This is a genomic window from Bacillus sp. BR3(2024), from assembly GCF_039134555.1.
Lineage (GTDB): Bacteria > Bacillota > Bacilli > Bacillales > Bacillaceae_G > Bacillus_A > Bacillus_A cereus.
In genome coordinates this window covers 4,014,770-4,035,201 of the sequence record NZ_CP152433.1, presented here as the reverse complement: position 1 = coordinate 4,035,201, position 20,432 = coordinate 4,014,770, and the positions used below count along the sequence as shown (strand labels likewise).

The following is a 20,432-nucleotide window of genomic DNA, read 5'->3' as shown; positions in this document are numbered from 1 at the left end:
CTGTTGAATGGTGAAGTGAGAAGAGAGGAGTTTATCATGGGTAGTACAAGACACTTTTATATGTTTATCTTAGCGTTTGTTCTTGTTGTCGCATTAACGATTTACTTAATCGTTGACAGCAGCTGGTACAACACGGTTCATCCGGCATTCCTTCTGTTTATGTATATAGGAATTGCAGTAGTAAGTTTCGGAATGAGAGACGAGATGTTAGATCGCTTTGAAAAGTGATACATATACGAAAGACCAACAGGAAAATGTTGGTCTTTTTTTCTTGGGGAAATTTCAAAAAGGCACCTTCTTCAATAACGACAATACGAGAGCAGTAGTTTATAAAAAGAAACGCTATTTGGTACATCTTTTGGAGTATGTAATATAAAGCTGAAAACGATAACGAGAATAAGAAAGAGGAAAAATAAAAATAGAATTTGCTTATGTATAGAATTTTGCATATTATCCACTCCTTTTTTAAGTAGTATGTCCAAAAGAAAGGAGTGTATGAAAAATGTTAGGAGGGGAGAATGATGAACAAAAGAAAATGGTTATATAGAATAGGAATATTTTTATTTTCAATCGGTCTCATATTAGCAAATGTATACTCGGATATACCACCGCTATTTCCAAGTTTACATAAAAGGGTTGGTATAAGTATTGCCATAGTTGGTCTGTTTTGTCTTATCACATCTAACTTCTACAGAAAGTCTGAATGAATATAAAAAAGGACAGTTACTCTTTTTCAGAAGTACTGTCCTTTTTTAATAACTTATTCCATAGTTTGGCGATACTCCATATAATGACGATTGCAATGGAGGCGATAATGGACCAAACAATTGATATAATTTCAAGTGTCATGTTAGGAAGGAATGTGAGAATGGATAATACTTTATGAAACAATGATTCTATTATATGAAAACTTATTTGTAATAGAATGACGATACCAAGTGTGATCCATGCTAATATTTTCTTTCCTTGTTCTTTCCACATGACATTCACCTCACGTTAGCTTAATAGTTTTAAGCCAACAGCGCCGCATAGAATACAGCTTAAGAAAGCAAGACGACGCCAATCCGCTGATTCTCGGAAAATGAGAATGCCTAGAAGTGCACTTCCAGCAGTTCCGATTCCAGTCCAAATTGCGTAAGCAGTTCCCATCGGTAATGTGTTCATCGCAAGAGATAAGAAGAAGAAGCTTACGCCGAAGTTAGCGATTAAAATAACTTTTGGTGCCCAGCCTTTCTTTTCAGTGGCTACTTTCATAAAGAGTACACCAATAATTTCACAAATACCAGCTAGAATTAAAAATACCCAAGCCATTTTATGCGGCCTCCTTCGCTTCTTTTTCTTCTGTTACTCGTTTTAAACCAATTACTCCGAAGAAGATTAAACCGATTAATAAAACTTTTACGATAGAGAAAGGTTCTCCGAAGATGAAAATCTCTGTAAGAACGATTCCGCCAGCTCCGATTCCTGTAAAGACTGCGTATACAGTGCCGACAGGTAAATCTTTATAAGCTCTAAATAATAAGACGAAACTAATTGTAATTAATAGAGCAACACCAGCCCATTCAAGTGGTGCCTCTGCTTTTTTTAGTCCAATCACCCAAAATATTTCAATAATACCAGCGATGATTACATAAATCCATGCCATATGTCATTTCTCCTTCCTACCAGTCGTTAGGTAAAGTGCTTAAAAACGACGCATTGCAAAGGAGCAATCCGTCAGTTTGAAAGTCCGCGCCAAAATACTTTCCAAGAAGCGTCTAAACGTGTCTCAAAACGATTTAAACCTGCGTATAATAGTTCAACCATAAGACCGTCGAGTAAGCATAGAAAAGCCTCTAAGGCGTCTTTTACTTCAATGTTATGCAGCTCATCTTGTTCGCTTGCTCTTTTAAATACAGGGAATAAAAGTTTTCCGACGTTTTCAATGTGTACATTTGCTTTATTAATAATTTGTTCGCGAAATGCATCAGGCGGAAAATAAGAAGTTCGTAACCAAAACATTGATTCTTCACTTTCACCAAATCGTTTTGCATACCCTTTTAATAATTTTAAAAGCAATTCTTCAGTGGACGAATTGGAAAAGCTTTCGATATCGCCTGTGAAGCTCTGCAAATCTTTTTGAAGAGCAGATTCTAAGCATATGAAATATAGCTCTTCTTTTCCTTTAAAGTGTGCGTAAATCGATGGTTTTTTAATCCCAACTTCTTGAGCAATATTTGCCAATGAAGTTCCTTCATAGCCGTAGCGTGCGAAATGAGAAAGTGCTACAGCTTTAATGCGGTTTGCTGTCATTTTCATCCCCTACCTACCGTTCGTTAGGTTCATTATATGAGATGGGAAATATAAAGTCAATAGGTGAAGAGCTGAGAAAGAGCGTTATAAGTAACGCTCTTTTTAGACAGTCTCTCGCTCAATTAAATGGAATGAAAGTTCTTTTGCACTGCCGACAATTTGCTCGCTTTGGATCTGCTTATGGAATAAAGAAAAAGCATGTGAGCCCATTGCGAGACCGGGATGTTCAATTGTGGAAATTTCTAATGCCTTTGAAATTTCATGATTATCAAATCCAAGGATAGCAAGGTCTTCAGGTACTCGAATACCATGTTTTCGAGCCTCTGTTAATAAACCAGCTGCAACTTGATCGTTCGCTGTGAAAATAGCAGTTGGACGATTTTTCATATTTAAAATACGATGGAGTATTTGTGCTCCGTCCTGCATTGTATAGCATTGGTGGAAAATCCATTCAGGATGCAACGTTTTCCCTTCGTTACGAAGTGTATCGGCGAACGCTTTTTCGCGCTCCATGGAATTTACACTTGTTTTTCTTGCTAAACAAATTCCGATTTTTTCATGGCCTCTACTTAGTAAATAGGCAGTACCAAGACGGAAACCTTCATAATGATCTACGTAGATGGATGAAATGAGGGGATGTTTCATTTTTTCACATGAAATAATAGGGGCAAATTTTGCAAAAGGTTCGATTTGTTCCCAAGAGCTCGTTCGGGAGCAAATAATCATCCCATCAAATTGTTTCATTTTCATCATTTCAAGAACACGAATTTCTTCAATGCTATCGTAATTCGTTTGACATAAATTAATATGATACCCAGCTAATAACGCTTCGTTTCCGATTCCTTCAATAATCGTACTGAAGTAGGGGAGGTTAATGAAAGGAAGCATAACGCCAATTGTATATGTTTTCCCTCTTATTAAATGGACAGCATTTATATTTTTTGCGTAGTTTAATTCTTCAACAGCATCTAGAACACGCTTACGCTTTTCTTCTTTTACGTAAGGGTGATTATTCAGGACACGAGAAACAGTTGATATCGATACACCAGCAGTTTTAGCAATTTGTTTTATATTGGCCATATGTATCACCTCTTTCCCTTATTATAAAGGGAAAATAATAAGAAAGAAAAAATCTTGACCTGAAAAGCTTTTCACAAACTATGGTATTAATAAGACTTCTTTTTATTCGCGTAACCTTTTCACTTGGGCGTAAGAATGATAGGGGTCTTTTTTGTTTGCAAAAAGTGTTGTCAAAATGTGTGAGAATAACGTGGAAAGTTTTCAAAGGTGGAGTTTGGTGACAAAGCGAATATGAAGAGAATATCAACGCTTCGTTCGTTAAGAGAGCGATATGAAAGGGCGGAAACAAATTGAAAAAAAGAATCATTTGTTTCGTGTTTTCTAGTTTCGTGCTTAGTTCGTGTTCGTTTCAGCAAACGATGCAAGAAGAAAAACACTTTGTGGGAACAACGGGAGGAGCTATGGATCGTGTTACAGATCCTATTCCGCTAAAGGAACTTCCAAAATATTTTCCGGTGAAGTTTAAAGTTCCAACGTTTTTACCGTACGACATTACAAGTGATGTGAAGGGGGAAGTAAGAACGCTTGGGAAAAAGAGCACTGTCTTAACGATTAAATATAAACAGAAAGAGCCAGGTAGAAATGAGTATATTGAGTTAAATGTCGCGAACTTTCCTTATAGTTTTCCGGATCTTGTGGAAGAGAAGCGATTTCAAGAACAAATGAAACTGAATACTGAATAATGGAACGTCTACTTATTTTAAAAATAAAGATGATTATGAACGTGGTGACGAATTTGCTACGCTTATATGGAAAGAGAAAGGAATTGAATATCAACTGCTGTATCGGAATGTAGAAGAGAACGATGAAAAGGTAATCAAGCAGAATTTATTATACATTGCGAATAAGATGAAATGAAAAAACTAGCTGATTTATTCAGCTAGTTTTTTGTATGTTATTATTTCTTTTTAATTTTGCCTGTCCAAGATTTAAATCCACCTTGTAATTGGTAGAAATCTTTGTAGCCTTGTTTTTTTAAGTATTGCGCTGCACGACCTGTACGGAATCCGCTTTGGCAATATAAGTAAACAGGTTGATCTTGACGAAGTTCTTTATGGCGAAGGCGAATTTGTGATAACGGAATGTTACGTGCACCTAAAATATGCCCTGCGTTATATTCGTCTGCTTCACGAATATCGATAAGCTGTGCTTTACGGTAGCCAGCGCGAAATTCTTCTTCTGTAAGAGTTTTAATTAATTTTTTCTGATAGAAGTACATCCATACAGTGTAGCCGATAAATGCTACGATTACGGCTAATAAAATAATCCAAGTTGTTGACACGATTCTATCGCTCCCTTTTTTCTTATCCTACTTTCAATATTATAATGCCCTTATGTATTTATGCAACAGATTCATTTGCATATAAGAAGAAATTTCGTATTCTTTCACAAATTTTGTCGAATTTGGTAGACTAGAGAATGTGAAAAATAATTGGTTATATGAGGTGCAGGATGGGAAAAGAAAAATGGTGTTATATTAACTCTGGTCAATGTTCACCGGCATTTAATATGGCGTTAGATGAATGTTTATTAAATTGGCAAAGTGAAAAGAAAATGCCACCAACAATTCGTTTTTATGAATGGGAAGTACCAACATTAACAGTTGGGTATTTTCAACGTGTTGAAAAAGATATTAATATGGATGTAGTTAACGAAAAGAAATATGGATTCGTTCGTCGTCAAACAGGCGGCAGGGGTGTACTACATGACAAAGAGTTAACGTATAGTGTTATTGTGTCTGAAGATCATCCGAATATGCCGAAAACAGTTACAGAAGCGTATCGTGTTATTTCGCAAGGTTTATTAGATGGTTTTAAGGCATTAGGGTTAGAAGCATATTATGCAGTTCCAAAAACAGAAGCAGATCGTGAAAATTTAAAAAATCCACGTTCCGGCGTATGTTTTGATGCACCATCTTGGTATGAAATTGTAGTGGAAGGACGAAAAATTGCTGGTAGTGCTCAAACGCGTCAAAAAGGTGTTATTCTACAGCATGGATCGATTCCATTAGAAATTGATTTAGATGAACTATATGATCTATTTTTATTCCCAAATGAACGTGTGAAGGAACGCATGAAGAGTATGTTCTCTTCTAAAGCAGTAGCAATTAATGAATTAACAGACCGTACATTTACGATAGAACAGTTAATTAAAGCGTTTGAAGTTGGCTTTGAAAAAGGATTGGATGTAGAACTTGTTCCATATGAATTAACAGAAGAACAGTTACATGAAGTTCAAACGTTAGCGAAAGAAAAGTATGAAAGTAATGAGTGGAATTATAAAAAATAAGAGATGGCAATTGCCATCTCTTATTTTTTTATAGTAAATTAAGTACTTTTTCTACTTTGATTCCTTTATCTTGTAAAGAACGAAGGCGACTTACAACGTCCATAATTTCTTTGTCAAATGTAACGCTAATACCTTGGCTTTGTAGTTCTTCTTTTAAGCTTTCAATAGAATCATCTATGTCGATGCCAAGCTCGTAATCTTGACAAACTTCAATTGTCTTTTTCACGAGTTTAACATAATTTTCTTGTAGTTTTGAATTTGTTTCAGTCAAAGCAGGCTGCTTCGGTTTTGCAGGAGCAACCGGTGCTGTCTCTTGCTTTGTAACTGGAGTAGGGACCGCTTTTTTCACAGGCGCTGGAGTAACTAGTTCTACAGCTGCTTCTACGCTTACTGGCTTCGGTGTCGGTACCGGAGTAGGCTTAGGTGCCATAGCAGGTGTTTCCACACGCGTAACAGGCTTAGGAGCAGGCGTAATTGCTTTTGGAGCTTCTACAACTACTTCCTTTTTCGGTGCTGCTTCTACCTGTGTTTCTTCTTGCTCGGCAGCTTCTTTATTTTCTTTACTCCACATAACGCGTTCAATTTCTAGAGAAACATTGTTTTTGTTCATCGCTGTTAATGTAACTTTACCAACTTCAGCGTTTCCAGTGAAATCAACAATTTTATAAATAACACTCTTGTTCCAATCCACGTTTCCGCTCAAAAATAATTCTTCGTTACATTTCGGCGTTAAGCCCTCGATTTTAATTTCTGCGTTTACACCGTTTTCACTATATACCATAATTAGCGAAGCATTTACATCTTCGTCTGCTAACATTAGTTCACGTACCATTTTGCCGGTGCGTACTTGCGTTTTCTTCTTAACTGACATCTAATTTCTCCTCTCAAAAATTCAGTAATAATAAAAAAATCGTATAACGAAAAATAATTGCTCACGAAGATTTATGATACCGATAATAAAAGCATCACGTCAACAATTAACTTTAATTATTTTGCATTTTTCTTATTTTCTTTATGAAATTTTTCAATTTGTAAAATTAGACAGAAGAAAAAACAGCCTTTTGAAGGGCTGTTAAAAATTTGATTTTTTATATAGTAATTTATATAAAATAAAAAATAAGATAGCAATTAAAGCATTTTGCCAAAAGTTTAGATGATAAATGAGATAAGGTTGCTTTTGGAAATAAATATTTAAGAATACAGCGGAACAAAATGGAGTAGCAAATGCGAATCCAAATAGAATTCTTCTTTTCCAATTCATTTTCTGATTAAAGGAGTAACGCTTTAATAAATATAAAATAAATAGTATACCTAGTATAATTATTGAAACAGACAAAGTAGTTCCAAGGATGCTAAAAGGCGGACTTGATAATGTATTGTTTTTTTCAAAGAAAAACATAAAAAATGAAATAATTGCATTTATGCCAAACTGTATAGCAAGAAGTAAGCTAATAGAAAATCCAATTAAAGAGGCTTTTTCTAACTTTGTTTGAGTTGGTAAAGCTGATATAAGTTCATCGCAATAAGATTGTAAATTATCTCCAAAGATGTCATAAGCGTTTTTATTTTCTGCTTGTGCTTCGATGAGGTGATCTAATATTTCTAGTAACAGTTCTTCCATTTGTTGCTCTGGCACGTTAGATAAACGAAGATAAACTAACATATCGCTATAAGCAACTTCATTTTCAGGTGTTAGAAGCTCACGTTTTTTATTATTCAATTCAATCATGTCTTGTGCATTCATCCCTATCACTCCCCCTGTAATAAGTTATTTACCGTAGTTGAAACCATTCCCCAGCTTTGTTTAAATTCTTCAAGCTGCTCTAATCCTTTATCGGTTATGTGATAATATTTTCGCTTTGGACCGAGTGAGGAAGCTTTTAATGTGCCTTCGATCAATTTTTCTTTTTGCATACGTAATAATAACGGATAGATGCTTCCTTCGCTTACGAATGTAAATCCGTGTTTATTTAATTTTGTGCTCAGTTCATATCCGTACACTTCTTCTTGTGAAATGATGTATAGGATGCAACCTTCTAGTACACCTTTTAACATTTGGCTGTGCATGATTTCACCACCTTTTACTCAGGTAACTTGCGTTGCAAGGTAGCTGTTATCCAAATTATAACATTCAGTAACTTGCAACGCAAGTTACTGAAGTGGAAAACTTTAATGCGTGTTAATTTTTCAACGTTTCCCATACTAACGAGAGGGAGGGAAGCACATGAAACCATTTATGCCAAAACTCGTTTACTTTGAACCAAAGGCACTTGAATATCCGCTTGGAAAAGAGCTTTATGAGAAGTTTACGAAGATGGGATTAGAAATTCGTGAAACGACATCACATAATCAAATTAGAAATTTGCCAGGAGAAAATGATTTGCAAAAGTATCGTAATGCAAAGGCTACACTTGTCGTTGGAGTAAGGAAGACGCTAAAGTTTGATACGTCAAAACCATCAGCTGAATATGCAATTCCGCTCGCAACAGGGTGTATGGGACATTGTCATTATTGCTATTTGCAAACAACACTTGGGAGTAAGCCTTACGTTCGTGTGTATGTCAATCTTGATGAAATATTTGAGAAGGCAAAGCAATATATGGATGAAAGGGCACCTGAAATAACAAGATTTGAAGCAGCGTGTACATCAGACATTGTTGGGATTGATCATTTAACACATGCATTAAAGCGGGCGATTGAATTCATTGGAGAAAGTGAATATGGGCGCTTACGTTTCGTCACGAAATATTCGCACGTTGATCATTTATTAGATGCAAAGCATAATGGGAAAACTCGTTTCAGGTTTAGTATAAATTCACGATATGTAATTAAAAATTTTGAACCAGGGACATCGCCATTTGAGGAGCGAATTGAGGCGGCACGTAAAGTAGCAGGTGCAGGTTATCCACTTGGTTTTATAGTCGCGCCACTTTATATGCATGAAGGATGGGAAGAAGGATATCGTGAACTATTTGAGCGACTGTACAATGCGCTGAAAGATATGACGATACCAAATTTAACGTTTGAATTAATTCAGCATCGTTTTACGAAACCAGCGAAAAAGGTTATTCAAGAGCGTTATCCAAATACGAAGCTTGAAATGGATGAAGAGAAGCGGAAGTATAAATGGGGACGATATGGCATCGGAAAATATATATATAAAAAGGATGATGCAGCAGTATTGGAAGAAACGATAAGAGGTTATATAAATGAATTTTTTCCTAATGCAGAAATACAATATTTTACTTAAGGGGGGTCTGTATGCAAATACAGATTCTTTTTTGTTTTATATATTTAGGCTCGTTTTCAACTTGTCACGTTATTCTTTCTGGTGTATCATTTTATTGATTGCTTCGTACGGAATAAGCAAAATGAACTTGGATGGAGGAAACCGATGCCTACCCCTAGTATGGAAGATTATATTGAACAAATTTATTTGTTGATTGATGAAAAGGGTTACGCCCGCGTATCTGATATTGCTGAAGCGCTTAGTGTACATCCATCCTCTGTAACAAAAATGGTGCAAAAATTAGACAAAGATGAATATCTAATTTATGAAAAATATAGAGGGCTTGTATTAACAACAAAAGGTAAAAAAATCGGAGAACGTCTCGTATATCGTCATGACTTGCTAGAGCAATTTATGCGTATTATCGGTGTGGATGAAAGTAAAATTTACAATGATGTAGAAGGAATTGAACATCATTTAAGTTGGGAAGCGATTGATCGCATTGGTGATTTAGTGCAATACTTTGAACAAGATGCATTCCGAGTGGAAACACTTCGCGGTGTTCAAAGAGCAAATGAAGAGAAAAGTAATTAAGGGGAACGTATGGCGTTTCCTTTTTTATTTCAATTCGAAAAGGATGGGAGAATTATGAAAGCAATTATTTTTGATTTTGATGGATTAATTGTGGACACAGAAACGATATGGTTTCACTCTTTCAGAGATGCTGTTCGTGAATACGGCGGGGAACTACCTTTAGAGGAATTTGCGAAATGCATTGGAACAACAGATGAGGTACTTTATACATATTTAAATGATCAATTAAAAGAGAAGTTTAACAAAAGTGTATTAAAAGAAAAAGTGGCAACTTTACATAAAGAGAAAATGAGAATACCAGAAGCTCGTGACGGGGTAAAAGAATATTTAGAAGAAGCGAAAGGAATGGGATTAAAAATTGCACTAGCTTCTAGTTCTTCTAGAGAATGGGTTATTCATTTTTTAGAAGAGCTACAAATTCGAGAATATTTTGAAGTAATTAAAACGAGAGAAGATGTTGAGAAGGTAAAACCAGATCCAGCTCTTTATCGAGTTGCAATAGAAGAATTAGGAATTAAGCCATCTGAAGCTGTTGTATTTGAAGACTCATTAAATGGATTGAGAGCAGCAGTTGCAGCGGGATTAACGTGCGTTGTGGTACCTAATGATGTGACACGGAATTTACCGTTTGAAAATCATCATCTTCGAATTGAAAGTATGAGAGAGAAAAGTTTAAAAGAAGTGCTTCAAAGTATAAAAAAAGACCGTATTTCCTAAAAGGAAGCACGGTCTTTCTTTTTGCTTTTTTTGCCTTCAATGACAGTTAAATGAGACTGTTTTCTTTTTCGTTTCAAAGTGGAAGAATTCCCTTTTTTACTTTTGTCATTAGAAGTATTTGACTTAAAGAAGGAATTGCCTAGGGGTGCTACATTTTGTTTCCCATGTTTGCGGTTCGATTGTTTTGCCGCACGCTTATATGAGCTTTGCGAATTTGCGGAACCACTGGAATTTGTAAACATCTTGTATAGCAAGTAAAAGATACCGACAACAAGTAACATGTACCCGATATTTCTTAATACACCCATGGGATTTGTAATAACAGATGAAACAAGGCCGAATATTGCCAATCCGATAATAAGCACAAATATAGCGAAAGTAAACGAACGACCGTTCATAAGGGACACCTCCTAAAAACATATATTGAAATTAGTATATTAACGATGAGGAAAGGAGTTGAACACCATTTTTAAATAATTATTGTTTGTTCTCTAAACGTAATAATTCTTCAAACGATGCAATTGCTACTTCCACTTGATCATCTGTTGGTTCTTTCGTTGTTAATAGTTGTAGCCATAATCCAGGATATCCAAGTACGCGTAATACGGGAATATCTCGTAATCGATTTGTAAATTGCAATACTTCAAAAGAAATACCAAGTACAACTGGAATTAATAAAATTCTGTTTATAACTCGTGCCCAAAGAGGATCTGTAGGGACTAGGAAATAAACGAACATTCCAATAATGACTGTAAATATAATAAAGCTACTGCCGCATCTATAATGGAGACGAGTTTGCTTTTGAACGTTTTCTACAGTCAGAGGAAGGTTATTCTCGTAAGCATTGATTACCTTATGCTCTGCACCGTGATACTGAAATACCCGCTTAATAAGTGGGGTTAAAGAAATAAAGTATATATAGCTCAATAATAGCATGAGCTTAATGACACTTTCGACAATGATTTGCCCAGTATGAGATGGGAAAATCGGTCTCGTTAATTCAGCTAATAGTGCAGGAACTGCTGTGAAAATGACTTTACCGAATATAAAAGATAAAACGCCAACAGCTGCAACTCCTAATACCATCGTTAATTTTGATTGTTCTTCTTTTTTATTTGCAATTTGTTCATCATCTTCTGGGTGGACGTCAAATCGTTCTGAAGCGAAGTTTAAATGCTTTGCTCCATTCGCACTTGCATCTACAATAGCGGCAATCCCTCGTAAAAATGGAATTTTTTTTAGGGTAGATAGTACTTTATTACGAACGCGTGGTAATCGATAAAATTCAATCGATTTATCTTTACGACGAACCGCTGTAACAGTATATTCTCTACCGCCAAACATAACTCCTTCTATGACCGCTTGCCCGCCATATATTTGTTTTGACTCTTCTGCCATGTTAACACCAACCTGTATTTGTTTCTCTCTTATGTAGAAAAAGAGGCAATTGTCATACTGGGTTCTGTCGTTTTGAAATAAGACAATCACCGAGTTTCCTTTATTTTATCGGCAAATACAAGTAGATGACAAGGGAAAATGTTATGAGAGTCGGACATTTCTTATTCTTTTTATAGACAAATTTCGCAGGATTTAAACATGCTTCAAAATAGTTTCGGGCATACTATTGAGCGGAGGTGTCGATGTGAGTCAAGAACAATTAGGAACAAGGAATTTTGTGCAGATTGGTTTGTTTGGTGGAATCTTTTGGGGCGGGATCTGGTATTTCCTTCATATATTTTCATTCACGGAGGCGGGACCGAATTATTTCCTTTTACCATTTGCGTTTGGAAGTTGGAAAGAGGGGGTATGGGGCAATGTGTTCGGAATAGTGTGTATGGGACTTCTTTCAATTTTGATCGCCTTTTTGTATAAAGCATTTTTTGCGAAGTTTGAAGGGATTATAGCGGGAATTATTTATGGGCTATTTTGGTGGGCACTACTGTTTTTGGGGATGGGTTTAATGGCTCCTGTTATTAAAAGTGCGCTCCATTTACCAAAAGAGACAATTGTGACGACAATATGTATTTTTATATTGTATGGTGTGTTTATAGCATATTCTGTTTCTTACGCAGTGAATAGCAATAAAGCAGAACAAGAAGGGCAAGAGAAGACGAACTATTCAAATAAGTAACTCCTATGTTAAAATATTGTATAGATATTTAATATTAAGGAGTTTTAAGAATATGAAAAAGTTACTCCTCGTAAACGGTCCTAACCTAAATCGCCTCGGTGTTCGTGAGGTAAATGTATATGGAAAGGGCACGCTAGCGACACTTGAAGCAGATATGAAGCAAGAAGCAGAAACAATGGGAGTGGAGTTAGAATGTTTCCAATCGAATCATGAAGGTGCCATTATCGACATTATTCATGAAGCGGAAGATATATATGAAGGGATCATTTTAAATCCGGGAGCATTTACGCATTATAGCTATGCGATTCGTGATGCCATTGCGAGCATTTCGATTCCTGTTATTGAAGTACATATTTCTAACATTCATCAGCGTGAATCGTTCCGTCATGAATCTGTGACGGCAGCTGTTTGTGCAGGTCAAATTGTAGGATTTGGTTTTTATGGCTATAAGTTAGCGTTATTTGCATTAATGGAGAAATTGAGGGAGGCATAAAGTAATGGAGAAAATTGAAAGATTACGAAGTGCATTTGATGAGGCTGGCATTGACGGTATTTTGTTAACAAATGAACATAGTCGTAGATATATGGCTAACTTCACAGGAACAGCAGGCGTTGTTCTTATTTCAAAAGATCGTGCTCAATTTATTACAGATTTCCGTTACGTCGAGCAGGCAAGTAAACAAGCGGTTGGATATGAGGTTGTACAGCACGCAGGATTGATCATTGATGAAGTGGCAAAGCAAGTGAAAGAGCTTGGAATTCAAAAACTTGGTTTTGAGCAAGATACTCTTACATATAGTTCTTATTCAGTGCATAAGGAAGCGATTGATGCTGAATTTATCCCGACTTCTGGACTTGTAGAAAAGTTACGCTTGATAAAGACTGATTCAGAGATTAAGATATTAAAGGAAGCTGCACAGATTGCAGATGCTGCCTTTGAGCATATTCTATCATTCATTCGCCCGGGAGTATCTGAAATTGAAGTGTCAAATGAACTTGAATTTTTCATGAGAAAACAAGGAGCAACATCTTCTTCGTTTGATATTATCGTTGCTTCAGGTCTTCGTTCGGCATTACCGCACGGCGTGGCATCTGAAAAAGTGATAGAAACAGGAGATTTCGTTACATTAGACTTCGGCGCTTATTACAAAGGATATTGTTCTGATATTACTCGTACGATTGCAGTCGGTGAACCATCTGATAAATTAAAAGAAATTTATAATATCGTTTTAGAAGCACAACTACGTGGTGTGAACGGTATTAAAGCTGGTTTAACAGGTCGCGAGGCTGATGCGCTAACGCGTGACTACATAACGGAAAAAGGATATGGTGAATACTTTGGACACTCTACTGGTCATGGAATAGGTCTTGAAATCCATGAAGCACCAGGTTTAGCGTTCCGTTCTGATACAGTACTTGAACCAGGTATGGCTGTAACAGTAGAGCCAGGTATTTATATTCCAGGTATTGGCGGCGTACGTATTGAAGATGATATCATTGTGACAAGTGAAGGTAATGAAGTAATTACGAAATCACCAAAAGAACTTATTATTTTGTAATACACAGGAGGATTTTTTTACATGATTTCAGTAAACGATTTTCGTACAGGTTTAACAATTTCAGTGGACAATGCCCTTTGGCAAGTACTTGATTTCCAACACGTAAAGCCAGGTAAAGGTGCTGCATTCGTTCGTTCTAAACTACGTAATCTTCGCACAGGTTCTGTTCAAGAGAAAACATTCCGTGCAGGTGAGAAAGTAGAAAAAGCACACATCGAAAACCGTCGTATGCAATACTTATACGCAAGCGGTGAGGCTCACGTATTTATGGATAACGGAACTTATGAGCAAATCGAACTTGGTGAAAAACAAATCGAGCGCGAGCTTAAATTCCTAAAAGAAAACATGGAAGTAGCAATTATGACTTACCAAGGCGAAGTACTTGGTGTTGAACTTCCAAACACAGTTGAATTACAAGTTACAGAAACAGAGCCTGGTATTAAAGGTGATACTGCTTCTAACGTAACAAAACCAGCTACATTAGAAACTGGTCTTGTTGTACAAGTACCAATCTTCATTAACGAAGGCGAAATGCTTATCATCAACACTGGTGAAGGTAAATACGTTTCTCGTGCATAGTAAAAAAACACTCGTGATAATTCACGAGTGTTTTTTTTATAGGAAATAGGGTAGATAGTAAATAGCTGTTACTATAAAACTGACTAAAACAAGTGAAAGAGTACCCATAATAGATGGAGTCAAAACAATTTTAAATGGTTTTATTTCGCCAGTCTCAACGCCAGTTAATGTTTTGCTTATTGCGTGATCTGTAATGTTATTTCTATGGTTACTCATAATAATTAACCACATAATTGCAAATATTGCTAAACTACCAAGGAAAAAGGTCTCTATAAATGACCAACCGACTAATAATGAAAAAAGATAAATAAGAGCTAATTCTACTACAACGGTTAAACTAATTTTCAATGCCTTCATATTTTTCCTCCTCATTCTGTAATTTCAACCAGTTTAAAAAATTTTCACGTGACACGACATGCAGAGAGCAAGGTGACCTTACTTCTTTCTCTAGTGCAGCGTGTTCGTCTGGAAACTTGTTTTCCACATGCAATGAAATATAGGGTAGTTTTTCTTGTGCTTTTAGTGAGCGGATATTATTCGTTTTAGCACCAGCAAATACGTAGGAAAGTTGTAAGTCTAAAAAGGCGATTTTAAAGATTTCTTTTTTAGCAGCCTCGTTATAGCCTTTTCCCCAGTATGGATAGCCAATCCAACTACCAATGTGAGATTGCTTTTTTTCATTATTAATATGTTTAAGTGTGGTGAGGCCAATTATTTCATTTTCTTCATTCACAATCATTCTCGATAAGGATTTCTTTTGACGCTCTTCTTCTATTGCGAAAAGAAGAAATGTTTTCGTGTCTTCGATGTTTTCTACCGTTATCCCCAATGCATTTTTTATATGTGGATCACTTGATAGCTCGAAAATCACATTTGTATAGCATAAATCTAGTGGTAATAAAGTGATGTGCTGCATGGTTTAAACCCCTTTCAAACTAAATATACCATAATATACCATAAAATAATATGAATATTCAGATTCTAATTCAGACTTTAGAGAAAAATTATGTTTTTACTTCTGAAATAGACAACCTCTGCATATGGTTGTACAAATATATTCTTTTTTAGAATACGAAGTTAGTAACTGTTACGGGAGAAGGTGGAAGAATGAAACAGTGGCTAGCGGCAATGGAAACATCCGTGCTTGTTATGGGGGCACTTCGATTATTTTCAGGTAGTGCGGAGATATTTGCTGCTTTGCTTATGCTTTATGTGAATGATGCGAAGAAAGCGTTGTTTATAAATGGTATGTTGGCGTTTGTTGGACCTACCGTATTAATTTTAACAATGACAATTGGGATAGCGAGTGTAGCAAGTGAAATTTCTTTCTTGAAGCTCTTTTTTCTAGCGCTTGGAATTTGCTGTATTTTTATCGCATTACTGAAATAGTAAGTCGAGTATAGTGGGGAGAAGCCGATGAAAGAGGTATTAGAAGTTTTACCAAAAACGATGAAGTACTTAATTGAAGAATGTAAGCAATACGATGCTTTAGAGGAAATTCGTGTTCGAATTGGAAGGCCGCTAGAGTGTATTGCACACGGAAAGGTGTTTTTTTATGACTATATCACTACTGCAGAGGATGCTATTTACTTATTGAATAAATTAAGTCAATTCTCAATTTATACGATGGAAGAGGAATTAAAACGTGGGTATGTGACGCTTCGCGGGGGGCATAGAATCGGGTTAGCAGGAAAAGTCATTACAGAAAAAAGCGCAGTGAAAATGATTCGTGATGTCTCTTCCTTTAATATTCGTATTGCTCGTCAAAAAATAGGGATTGCTGAACCGCTTTTGCCATATTTGTATGAAAAAAGGTGGTTAAACACGATGGTAATTGGCCCTCCCCAAACGGGAAAAACGACACTTTTAAGAGATGTAGCACGTTGCATGAGTCAAGGGGTAAGTGCTTCGGAAATTCCTTCCTGTAAAGTGGGGATCGTTGATGAACGTTCAGAAATTGCTGGCTGTGTGAAAGGAATCCCGCAATATGATTTTGGTACCCGAGTCGATGTGTTAGACGCATGTCCAAAGGCAGAAGGAATGATGATGATGATTCGTTCTATGAGTCCTGATATTTTGATCGTAGATGAAATTGGCCGTAAAGAAGATAGTGAAGCAATTATGGAGGCAGTGCATGCAGGTGTTCAGCTTTTTATAAGCGCACACGGATTTTCCTATGAGGATGTTGTGAGACGTCCATCGCTCAAGGCAGTGCTAGAGCTTGGTATATTTGATAGGTTTGTGGAGTTGTCAAAAGCGAGGGGTCCAGGAACGGTTATGCAGGTGAAAGATAAATATGGAAAACCAGTGTTATCAAATAGAAAGGCTGAGGGCGTATGGTGAAAATATTTGGTGCAGTGTTAATCGTTGCGGTCAGCACCTTTTTCGGGTTTTCGTACGCTAAAAGATACAGTGAGAGGCCGAGGCAACTTAGGTTATTAAAATCAGCACTTCAATCATTAGAGGCAGAAATTATGTATGGACACACACCTTTATCTGAGGCTGCCGAGCGATTAGTTAAACAAATGCCAAAGCCATTAAATTGGATATTTCAAAGTTTCGCTAAAAAACTAGAAAGTGGAGAACAAACGGTAAGGGAAGCTTGGATAGATAGTTTGAAAGAGAATTGGAAGTTGACGGCTTTTCAACAAACCGAGTATGAAATACTGCAGCAATTTGGTGAAACGCTCGGGCAACATGATCGTGAATCACAACAAAAACATATTCGCTTATGTATTACACATTTGGAGAGAGAAGAAGAGGAAGCGAAAGCTTTACAACTGCAATACGAAAAAATGATTAAGAGCTTAGGGGTACTAGCAGGGCTACTAATTGTAATTTTACTGCTATAGGGGGGAGAAAGGCGATGTCCATTGATGTTGGATTAATATTTCAAATCGCCGGAATCGGCATTGTTTTAGCTTTCATTCATACTGTACTAAAAGAATTGAAGCGTGAGGATATTGCAAATTGGGTTATCCTTGTCGGTTTTGTCGTCATTTTATTTCATGTTGCATTTTTAATTAATACGCTATTCGACAAGATTAAAAGTGTCTTTCTCTTCCAGTAAAGGAGGCGGTTCGAATCGAAATTATACAAATTGTCGGATTAGGCCTCGTTGCTACGTTTTTAGCTGCTGTTTTGAACCAGCATAAATCTAGTATTACATCTTTATTTATTGTGTTCGTAGGTAGCGTGATGTTTCTAATTTTAATCGATCAAATTCATTCTATTTTACAAATGATTGAGAGAGTAGCGAGTGAAGCGAAAGTTAGTAACGTCTACGTGGAAACGTTACTAAAGATTATTGGAATTGCTTATATTGCCGAGTTTGGAGCTCAAATTACAAAAGATGCTGGTCAAGGTGCCATCGCTTCGAAAATTGAACTTGCTGGGAAAATCTTAATTCTCGTTATGGCAATTCCTATTTTGACGGTTGTAATTGAAACTATTCTCGGATTTTTACCGACGGGATAAGGGGGAGTGAATGTTGAGGAGGTTTGGAGCTAAGCTGCTATTTGCTTGCTTCCTTTTCTTTTCTTTACCGGTTGTTGTACAAGCTTCTCCTGTAGAAACAAACGTCGTTGATCAACAATTGGATAAGCTCGGAATTGAAGATGTGAAGCAATTTTGGGACGGGCTTGTTACAAAATATGGAGGCTATTTGCCAGAGAGTCAAAAAGGGAGTTTTATGGAGTTTGTAAAGGGAGAAAAAGAATTCTCTCTAAAAGAGTGGATGATAGGGTTATTAAAATATTTATTTCATGAGCTTGCAGCTAATGGAAAACTGCTTGGCACACTCATTATGCTCACAATCTTTAGTGCATTGTTGCAATCACTGCAATCCGCTTTTTCAAAAAGTAGTGTAAGTAAAATTGCTGATGCTGTTGTATATATGGTACTTATTATTTTTGCTTTAAATAGTTTTTATGTCGTTATGACATATGCAAGAGAAACGATACAAACAATGGTAGATTTCATATTAGCGCTATTGCCAATTTTATTGGCGCTTATAGCGACTGGTGGCGGGGTTGTATCTGTATCTTTCTTTCATCCGATTATCATTTTCTTAATGAATACAAGCGGGCTTCTTATGAATTATATCGTTCTACCGCTTTTATTACTGGCAACGATATTAAGTATTGTAAGTACAATGAGTGATCAATATAAAGTGACGAAATTGTCCAAGCTTCTGCAAAACGTTAGCGTTGGGATTATCGGTATTTTCTTAACGATTTTTTTAGGAGTATTATCTGTACAAGGAACAGCAACAGCCGTTGCTGATGGAATAGCTGTGAAAACTGCTAAATTTGTAACAGGGAACTTCATTCCAGTAGTCGGAAGGATGTTTACAGAAGCGGCAGATACTGTTATTAGCGCATCAGGATTATTGAAAAACACAGTCGGAATTATTGGGCTCGTCATTTTATGTTTAATTGTTGCTTTTCCAGCGATTCAAATTTTCTGTATCGCATTTATTTATAAATTCGCAGCAGCAGTATTGCAACCGGTTGGCGGCGGAGCAATTATTCAATGCTTAGACATTATTGGACGAAGCATCATTTACGTATTTGCTTGCTTAGCTATCGTATCATTTATGTTCTTTTTAAGTATTACAATTATTATTGCTGCGGGGAATATTACACTTATGATGCGGTAGGAGGTGAAGAGTATGCAATTTGTTACAGAGTGGATCAGAAATATTATCGTTTTTTTGCTCTTAGCGACAATGCTTCATCTTATTCTTCCAAATTCGAATTTGCAAAAATACGTTAAATTCGTTGTAAGTCTTTTGTTAGTCGTATTAATTTTAACACCCCTTTTTAAACTATTGCAGACAGATGTAAATGAAGTAATTGCAAATTTTAATGAAGAAAAGTACGTAGCAGAAGGATCTGTAAAAAATTCAATAGATTCGAAGAAAAAAGAAATACAAGCTCTAACACGTGCATATAGTTTAGAAGAGATGGCTACCAAAATGAAAAAAGAAGTAGGAAAAGAGTTTGAGAAACAGTATGGTATGTCAGTCTCTGAAATACAAATAGTCGCAGCGGAAAGCACAGCGGAAGTAAAGTCAGCGAAAGATATTCAATCTGTTGTTGTGACGTTAAAAGAAAAAGAACGTAGTAAAAATGATGCAATCGAAACAGTAAAACCAGTTGAAATTAACACGAAAGAACCACCGAAAAAAGTAGAGGAAACGAATGTAGAAATGAAAGACTTCTTTTCAAGCAGGTGGCAACTAGAGAATAAACAAATCCAAGTTCAAATGGAAGGGAGGACAGGTAGAGTAAATGGACAATAAAGATAAAAATTCGAAGTTCTCATTTTTTCGAAACTTATTGAATGGAGATGAAAAAGAAAGTAATGAGAAGGGAAGAAAGGTAACACCTAAGTTCTTACTTGTCCTACTCATACTTGGAATTTTGCTTATGTTTTCTAGTAGTTTTTTTTCAAGTAAAAAAGAAGAAGTACCTGTATTTAAAGAACAAAAAACTCAAAACCAGGAAAAAGATGTACCAACTTTTGGACAAAAAAATAATGATAATATGTCAAATGTAGAAAAATATGAAAAAGCGTATGAACAAGAATTAAAAACTGCTTTAGAAGAAATAGCAGGAGTAAAAGACGTAACGATTAAAGTGAATTTAGATTCATCTGAAGAAAAAATTTTAGAAAAAAATACAGTGAAACGCTCACAAACAACAGGTGAAACAGATAAAACAGGCGGTAAGAGAGAAGTAGAGGACGAGTCTCTTGATGAAAAGACTGTCATTATACGTGAAGGGGATAAAGAAACTCCTGTTGTTTTACGAACAGAGAAGCCGAAAGTACGTGGTGTTCTTGTCGTAGCAAAGGGAGTGGATAATATACAAGTTAAAGCAATGGTAAAAGAAGCTGTGATAAGGCTGCTAGATGTACCGGCCCATCGCGTTTCAGTTTCACCGAAAAATTGATAGGG

31 protein-coding genes and 1 pseudogene are annotated in these 20,432 nt (G+C 36.2%); 19 read left to right on the top strand and 13 right to left on the bottom strand.

Going from position 1 to position 20,432, the window contains the following annotated elements; genetic code table 11:
* Window positions 1-36: 36 nt before the first annotated feature.
* Together V7S45_RS20700 and V7S45_RS20695 are read left to right on the top strand one after the other, a co-directional pair.
* The gene (locus V7S45_RS20700; RefSeq protein WP_000535933.1) at window positions 37-228 is read left to right on the top strand and encodes a hypothetical protein; all 192 of its coding nucleotides are present in this window, start codon (window positions 37-39) and stop codon (window positions 226-228) included.
* 290 nt (window positions 229-518) lie between these two features.
* Window positions 519-707 (top strand): hypothetical protein, encoded by a 189-nt coding sequence (locus V7S45_RS20695; protein WP_002164431.1) that lies wholly within the window; start codon window positions 519-521, stop codon window positions 705-707.
* Between the two features lie 16 nt (window positions 708-723).
* Here the strand turns inward: V7S45_RS20695 and V7S45_RS20690 are convergent, their stop codons facing one another.
* The 5 genes from V7S45_RS20690 to V7S45_RS20670 form a co-directional block, all read right to left on the bottom strand.
* Entirely contained in the window at window positions 724-981 is a 258-nt protein-coding gene (locus V7S45_RS20690) for a DUF3975 family protein (RefSeq protein WP_000265430.1), read from the bottom strand.
* 15 nt (window positions 982-996) lie between these two features.
* The gene (locus V7S45_RS20685) at window positions 997-1,311 is read right to left on the bottom strand and encodes a multidrug efflux SMR transporter (RefSeq protein WP_000312623.1); all 315 of its coding nucleotides are present in this window, start codon (window positions 1,309-1,311) and stop codon (window positions 997-999) included.
* Window position 1,312: 1 nt separating this feature from the next.
* A complete protein-coding gene (locus V7S45_RS20680) occupies window positions 1,313-1,645 on the bottom strand; it encodes a multidrug efflux SMR transporter (RefSeq protein ID WP_000312339.1) in 333 nt (110 codons plus the stop codon).
* 71 nt (window positions 1,646-1,716) lie between these two features.
* Window positions 1,717-2,298, bottom strand: coding sequence for a TetR/AcrR family transcriptional regulator (locus tag V7S45_RS20675; RefSeq protein ID WP_002005730.1), 582 nt, complete (start codon window positions 2,296-2,298; stop codon window positions 1,717-1,719).
* A 96-nt stretch (window positions 2,299-2,394) separates the two neighbouring features.
* The gene (locus tag V7S45_RS20670; protein WP_001273985.1) at window positions 2,395-3,372 is read right to left on the bottom strand and encodes a LacI family DNA-binding transcriptional regulator; all 978 of its coding nucleotides are present in this window, start codon (window positions 3,370-3,372) and stop codon (window positions 2,395-2,397) included.
* 314 nt (window positions 3,373-3,686) lie between these two features.
* Between V7S45_RS20670 and V7S45_RS20665 the strand changes: the two are divergent.
* Window positions 3,687-4,230: pseudogene (locus V7S45_RS20665) on the top strand (DNA polymerase III subunit delta).
* A gap of 40 nt (window positions 4,231-4,270) precedes the next feature.
* Here the strand turns inward: V7S45_RS20665 and V7S45_RS20660 are convergent.
* Window positions 4,271-4,654, bottom strand: coding sequence for a rhodanese-like domain-containing protein (locus V7S45_RS20660; protein WP_000108653.1), 384 nt, complete (start codon window positions 4,652-4,654; stop codon window positions 4,271-4,273).
* A gap of 170 nt (window positions 4,655-4,824) precedes the next feature.
* Between V7S45_RS20660 and V7S45_RS20655 the strand changes: the two genes are divergently transcribed.
* Window positions 4,825-5,661 carry a biotin/lipoate A/B protein ligase family protein gene (locus V7S45_RS20655; RefSeq protein ID WP_000514081.1) on the top strand — a complete coding sequence of 279 codons (837 nt, stop codon included), beginning with the start codon at window positions 4,825-4,827 and terminating at the stop codon, window positions 5,659-5,661.
* 28 nt (window positions 5,662-5,689) lie between these two features.
* On the opposite strand, the gene V7S45_RS20650 is transcribed toward V7S45_RS20655, so the two are convergent.
* From V7S45_RS20650 to V7S45_RS20640, 3 genes are all read right to left on the bottom strand, one after another.
* Window positions 5,690-6,532 (bottom strand): hypothetical protein, encoded by an 843-nt coding sequence (locus V7S45_RS20650; protein WP_000111900.1) that lies wholly within the window; start codon window positions 6,530-6,532, stop codon window positions 5,690-5,692.
* Window positions 6,533-6,733: 201 nt separating this feature from the next.
* A complete protein-coding gene (locus V7S45_RS20645) occupies window positions 6,734-7,405 on the bottom strand; it encodes a DUF1129 family protein (RefSeq protein ID WP_000993581.1) in 672 nt (223 codons plus the stop codon).
* Between the two features lie 5 nt (window positions 7,406-7,410).
* Window positions 7,411-7,728, bottom strand: a complete 318-nt coding sequence (locus V7S45_RS20640) for a PadR family transcriptional regulator (protein ID WP_000556078.1) — start codon at window positions 7,726-7,728, stop codon at window positions 7,411-7,413.
* 157 nt (window positions 7,729-7,885) lie between these two features.
* On the opposite strand from V7S45_RS20640, the gene splB reads away from it, so the two are divergent.
* The 3 genes from splB to V7S45_RS20625 all read left to right on the top strand — a co-directional run bounded on the left by splB (window position 7,886) and on the right by V7S45_RS20625 (window position 10,201).
* Window positions 7,886-8,911 (top strand): spore photoproduct lyase, encoded by a 1,026-nt coding sequence (splB, locus tag V7S45_RS20635; protein ID WP_089607624.1) that lies wholly within the window; start codon window positions 7,886-7,888, stop codon window positions 8,909-8,911.
* Between the two features lie 144 nt (window positions 8,912-9,055).
* A complete protein-coding gene (mntR, locus tag V7S45_RS20630) occupies window positions 9,056-9,484 on the top strand; it encodes a transcriptional regulator MntR (RefSeq protein WP_075677907.1) in 429 nt (142 codons plus the stop codon).
* A 54-nt stretch (window positions 9,485-9,538) separates the two neighbouring features.
* The gene (locus V7S45_RS20625; protein WP_048538414.1) at window positions 9,539-10,201 is read left to right on the top strand and encodes an HAD family hydrolase; all 663 of its coding nucleotides are present in this window, start codon (window positions 9,539-9,541) and stop codon (window positions 10,199-10,201) included.
* Here the strand turns inward: V7S45_RS20625 and V7S45_RS20620 are convergent.
* Both V7S45_RS20620 and V7S45_RS20615 read right to left on the bottom strand, forming a co-directional pair.
* Window positions 10,198-10,599 (bottom strand): SA1362 family protein, encoded by a 402-nt coding sequence (locus V7S45_RS20620; RefSeq protein WP_001014463.1) that lies wholly within the window; start codon window positions 10,597-10,599, stop codon window positions 10,198-10,200. The two genes, V7S45_RS20625 and V7S45_RS20620, sit on opposite strands and share 4 nt — an antisense overlap.
* Window positions 10,600-10,678: 79 nt before the next feature.
* A complete protein-coding gene (locus V7S45_RS20615) occupies window positions 10,679-11,599 on the bottom strand; it encodes a DUF1385 domain-containing protein (RefSeq protein WP_000807121.1) in 921 nt (306 codons plus the stop codon).
* Between the two features lie 244 nt (window positions 11,600-11,843).
* Here V7S45_RS20615 and V7S45_RS20610 point away from each other — a divergent pair, with 244 nt between their 5' ends.
* From V7S45_RS20610 to efp, 4 genes are read left to right on the top strand one after another with little or no spacing between them, the layout of a single operon-like run.
* Window positions 11,844-12,332: a YqhR family membrane protein gene (locus tag V7S45_RS20610; protein WP_000076881.1), complete on the top strand. Its 489-nt coding sequence runs from the start codon at window positions 11,844-11,846 to the stop codon at window positions 12,330-12,332.
* Between the two features lie 52 nt (window positions 12,333-12,384).
* The gene (aroQ, locus tag V7S45_RS20605) at window positions 12,385-12,825 is read left to right on the top strand and encodes a type II 3-dehydroquinate dehydratase (RefSeq protein WP_000735140.1); all 441 of its coding nucleotides are present in this window, start codon (window positions 12,385-12,387) and stop codon (window positions 12,823-12,825) included.
* Between the two features lie 4 nt (window positions 12,826-12,829).
* Window positions 12,830-13,891, top strand: a complete 1,062-nt coding sequence (gene pepQ / locus V7S45_RS20600) for a Xaa-Pro dipeptidase (protein WP_000411040.1) — start codon at window positions 12,830-12,832, stop codon at window positions 13,889-13,891.
* A 21-nt stretch (window positions 13,892-13,912) separates the two neighbouring features.
* Entirely contained in the window at window positions 13,913-14,470 is a 558-nt protein-coding gene (gene efp, locus V7S45_RS20595) for an elongation factor P (protein ID WP_000626516.1), read from the top strand.
* 36 nt (window positions 14,471-14,506) lie between these two features.
* On the opposite strand, the gene V7S45_RS20590 is transcribed toward efp, so the two are convergent.
* Window positions 14,507-14,827 (bottom strand): hypothetical protein, encoded by a 321-nt coding sequence (locus V7S45_RS20590; RefSeq protein ID WP_000645569.1) that lies wholly within the window; start codon window positions 14,825-14,827, stop codon window positions 14,507-14,509.
* Window positions 14,808-15,386, bottom strand: a complete 579-nt coding sequence (locus tag V7S45_RS20585) for a GNAT family N-acetyltransferase (protein ID WP_001163837.1) — start codon at window positions 15,384-15,386, stop codon at window positions 14,808-14,810. The genes V7S45_RS20590 and V7S45_RS20585 overlap by 20 nt, the downstream gene beginning before the upstream one ends.
* 191 nt (window positions 15,387-15,577) lie before the next feature.
* Between V7S45_RS20585 and V7S45_RS20580 the strand changes: the two genes are divergently transcribed.
* From V7S45_RS20580 to spoIIIAG, 8 genes are read left to right on the top strand one after another with little or no spacing between them, the layout of a single operon-like run.
* Complete coding sequence (locus V7S45_RS20580; RefSeq protein WP_000816050.1) at window positions 15,578-15,859, top strand: YqhV family protein; 282 nt, start codon at window positions 15,578-15,580, stop codon at window positions 15,857-15,859.
* 27 nt (window positions 15,860-15,886) lie between these two features.
* On the top strand, window positions 15,887-16,813 hold the full coding sequence (gene spoIIIAA, locus V7S45_RS20575; RefSeq protein WP_000665905.1) for a stage III sporulation protein AA: 927 nt from the start codon (window positions 15,887-15,889) through the stop codon (window positions 16,811-16,813).
* Complete coding sequence (gene spoIIIAB / locus V7S45_RS20570; RefSeq protein ID WP_000238702.1) at window positions 16,807-17,322, top strand: stage III sporulation protein SpoIIIAB; 516 nt, start codon at window positions 16,807-16,809, stop codon at window positions 17,320-17,322. The genes spoIIIAA and spoIIIAB overlap by 7 nt, the downstream gene beginning before the upstream one ends.
* 14 nt (window positions 17,323-17,336) lie before the next feature.
* The gene (gene spoIIIAC / locus V7S45_RS20565) at window positions 17,337-17,540 is read left to right on the top strand and encodes a stage III sporulation protein AC (RefSeq protein ID WP_000020914.1); all 204 of its coding nucleotides are present in this window, start codon (window positions 17,337-17,339) and stop codon (window positions 17,538-17,540) included.
* 23 nt (window positions 17,541-17,563) lie between these two features.
* Window positions 17,564-17,947 carry a stage III sporulation protein AD gene (spoIIIAD, locus tag V7S45_RS20560; RefSeq protein ID WP_077393170.1) on the top strand — a complete coding sequence of 128 codons (384 nt, stop codon included), beginning with the start codon at window positions 17,564-17,566 and terminating at the stop codon, window positions 17,945-17,947.
* A 10-nt stretch (window positions 17,948-17,957) separates the two neighbouring features.
* Window positions 17,958-19,130 carry a stage III sporulation protein AE gene (gene spoIIIAE / locus V7S45_RS20555; RefSeq protein WP_000946110.1) on the top strand — a complete coding sequence of 391 codons (1,173 nt, stop codon included), beginning with the start codon at window positions 17,958-17,960 and terminating at the stop codon, window positions 19,128-19,130.
* Window positions 19,131-19,142: 12 nt separating this feature from the next.
* A complete protein-coding gene (gene spoIIIAF, locus V7S45_RS20550; RefSeq protein WP_001161052.1) occupies window positions 19,143-19,775 on the top strand; it encodes a stage III sporulation protein AF in 633 nt (210 codons plus the stop codon).
* Complete coding sequence (gene spoIIIAG, locus V7S45_RS20545) at window positions 19,765-20,427, top strand: stage III sporulation protein AG (protein ID WP_000368880.1); 663 nt, start codon at window positions 19,765-19,767, stop codon at window positions 20,425-20,427. Before spoIIIAF ends, spoIIIAG begins: the two co-directional genes overlap by 11 nt.
* The last annotated feature ends 5 nt before the right edge of the window (window positions 20,428-20,432 follow it).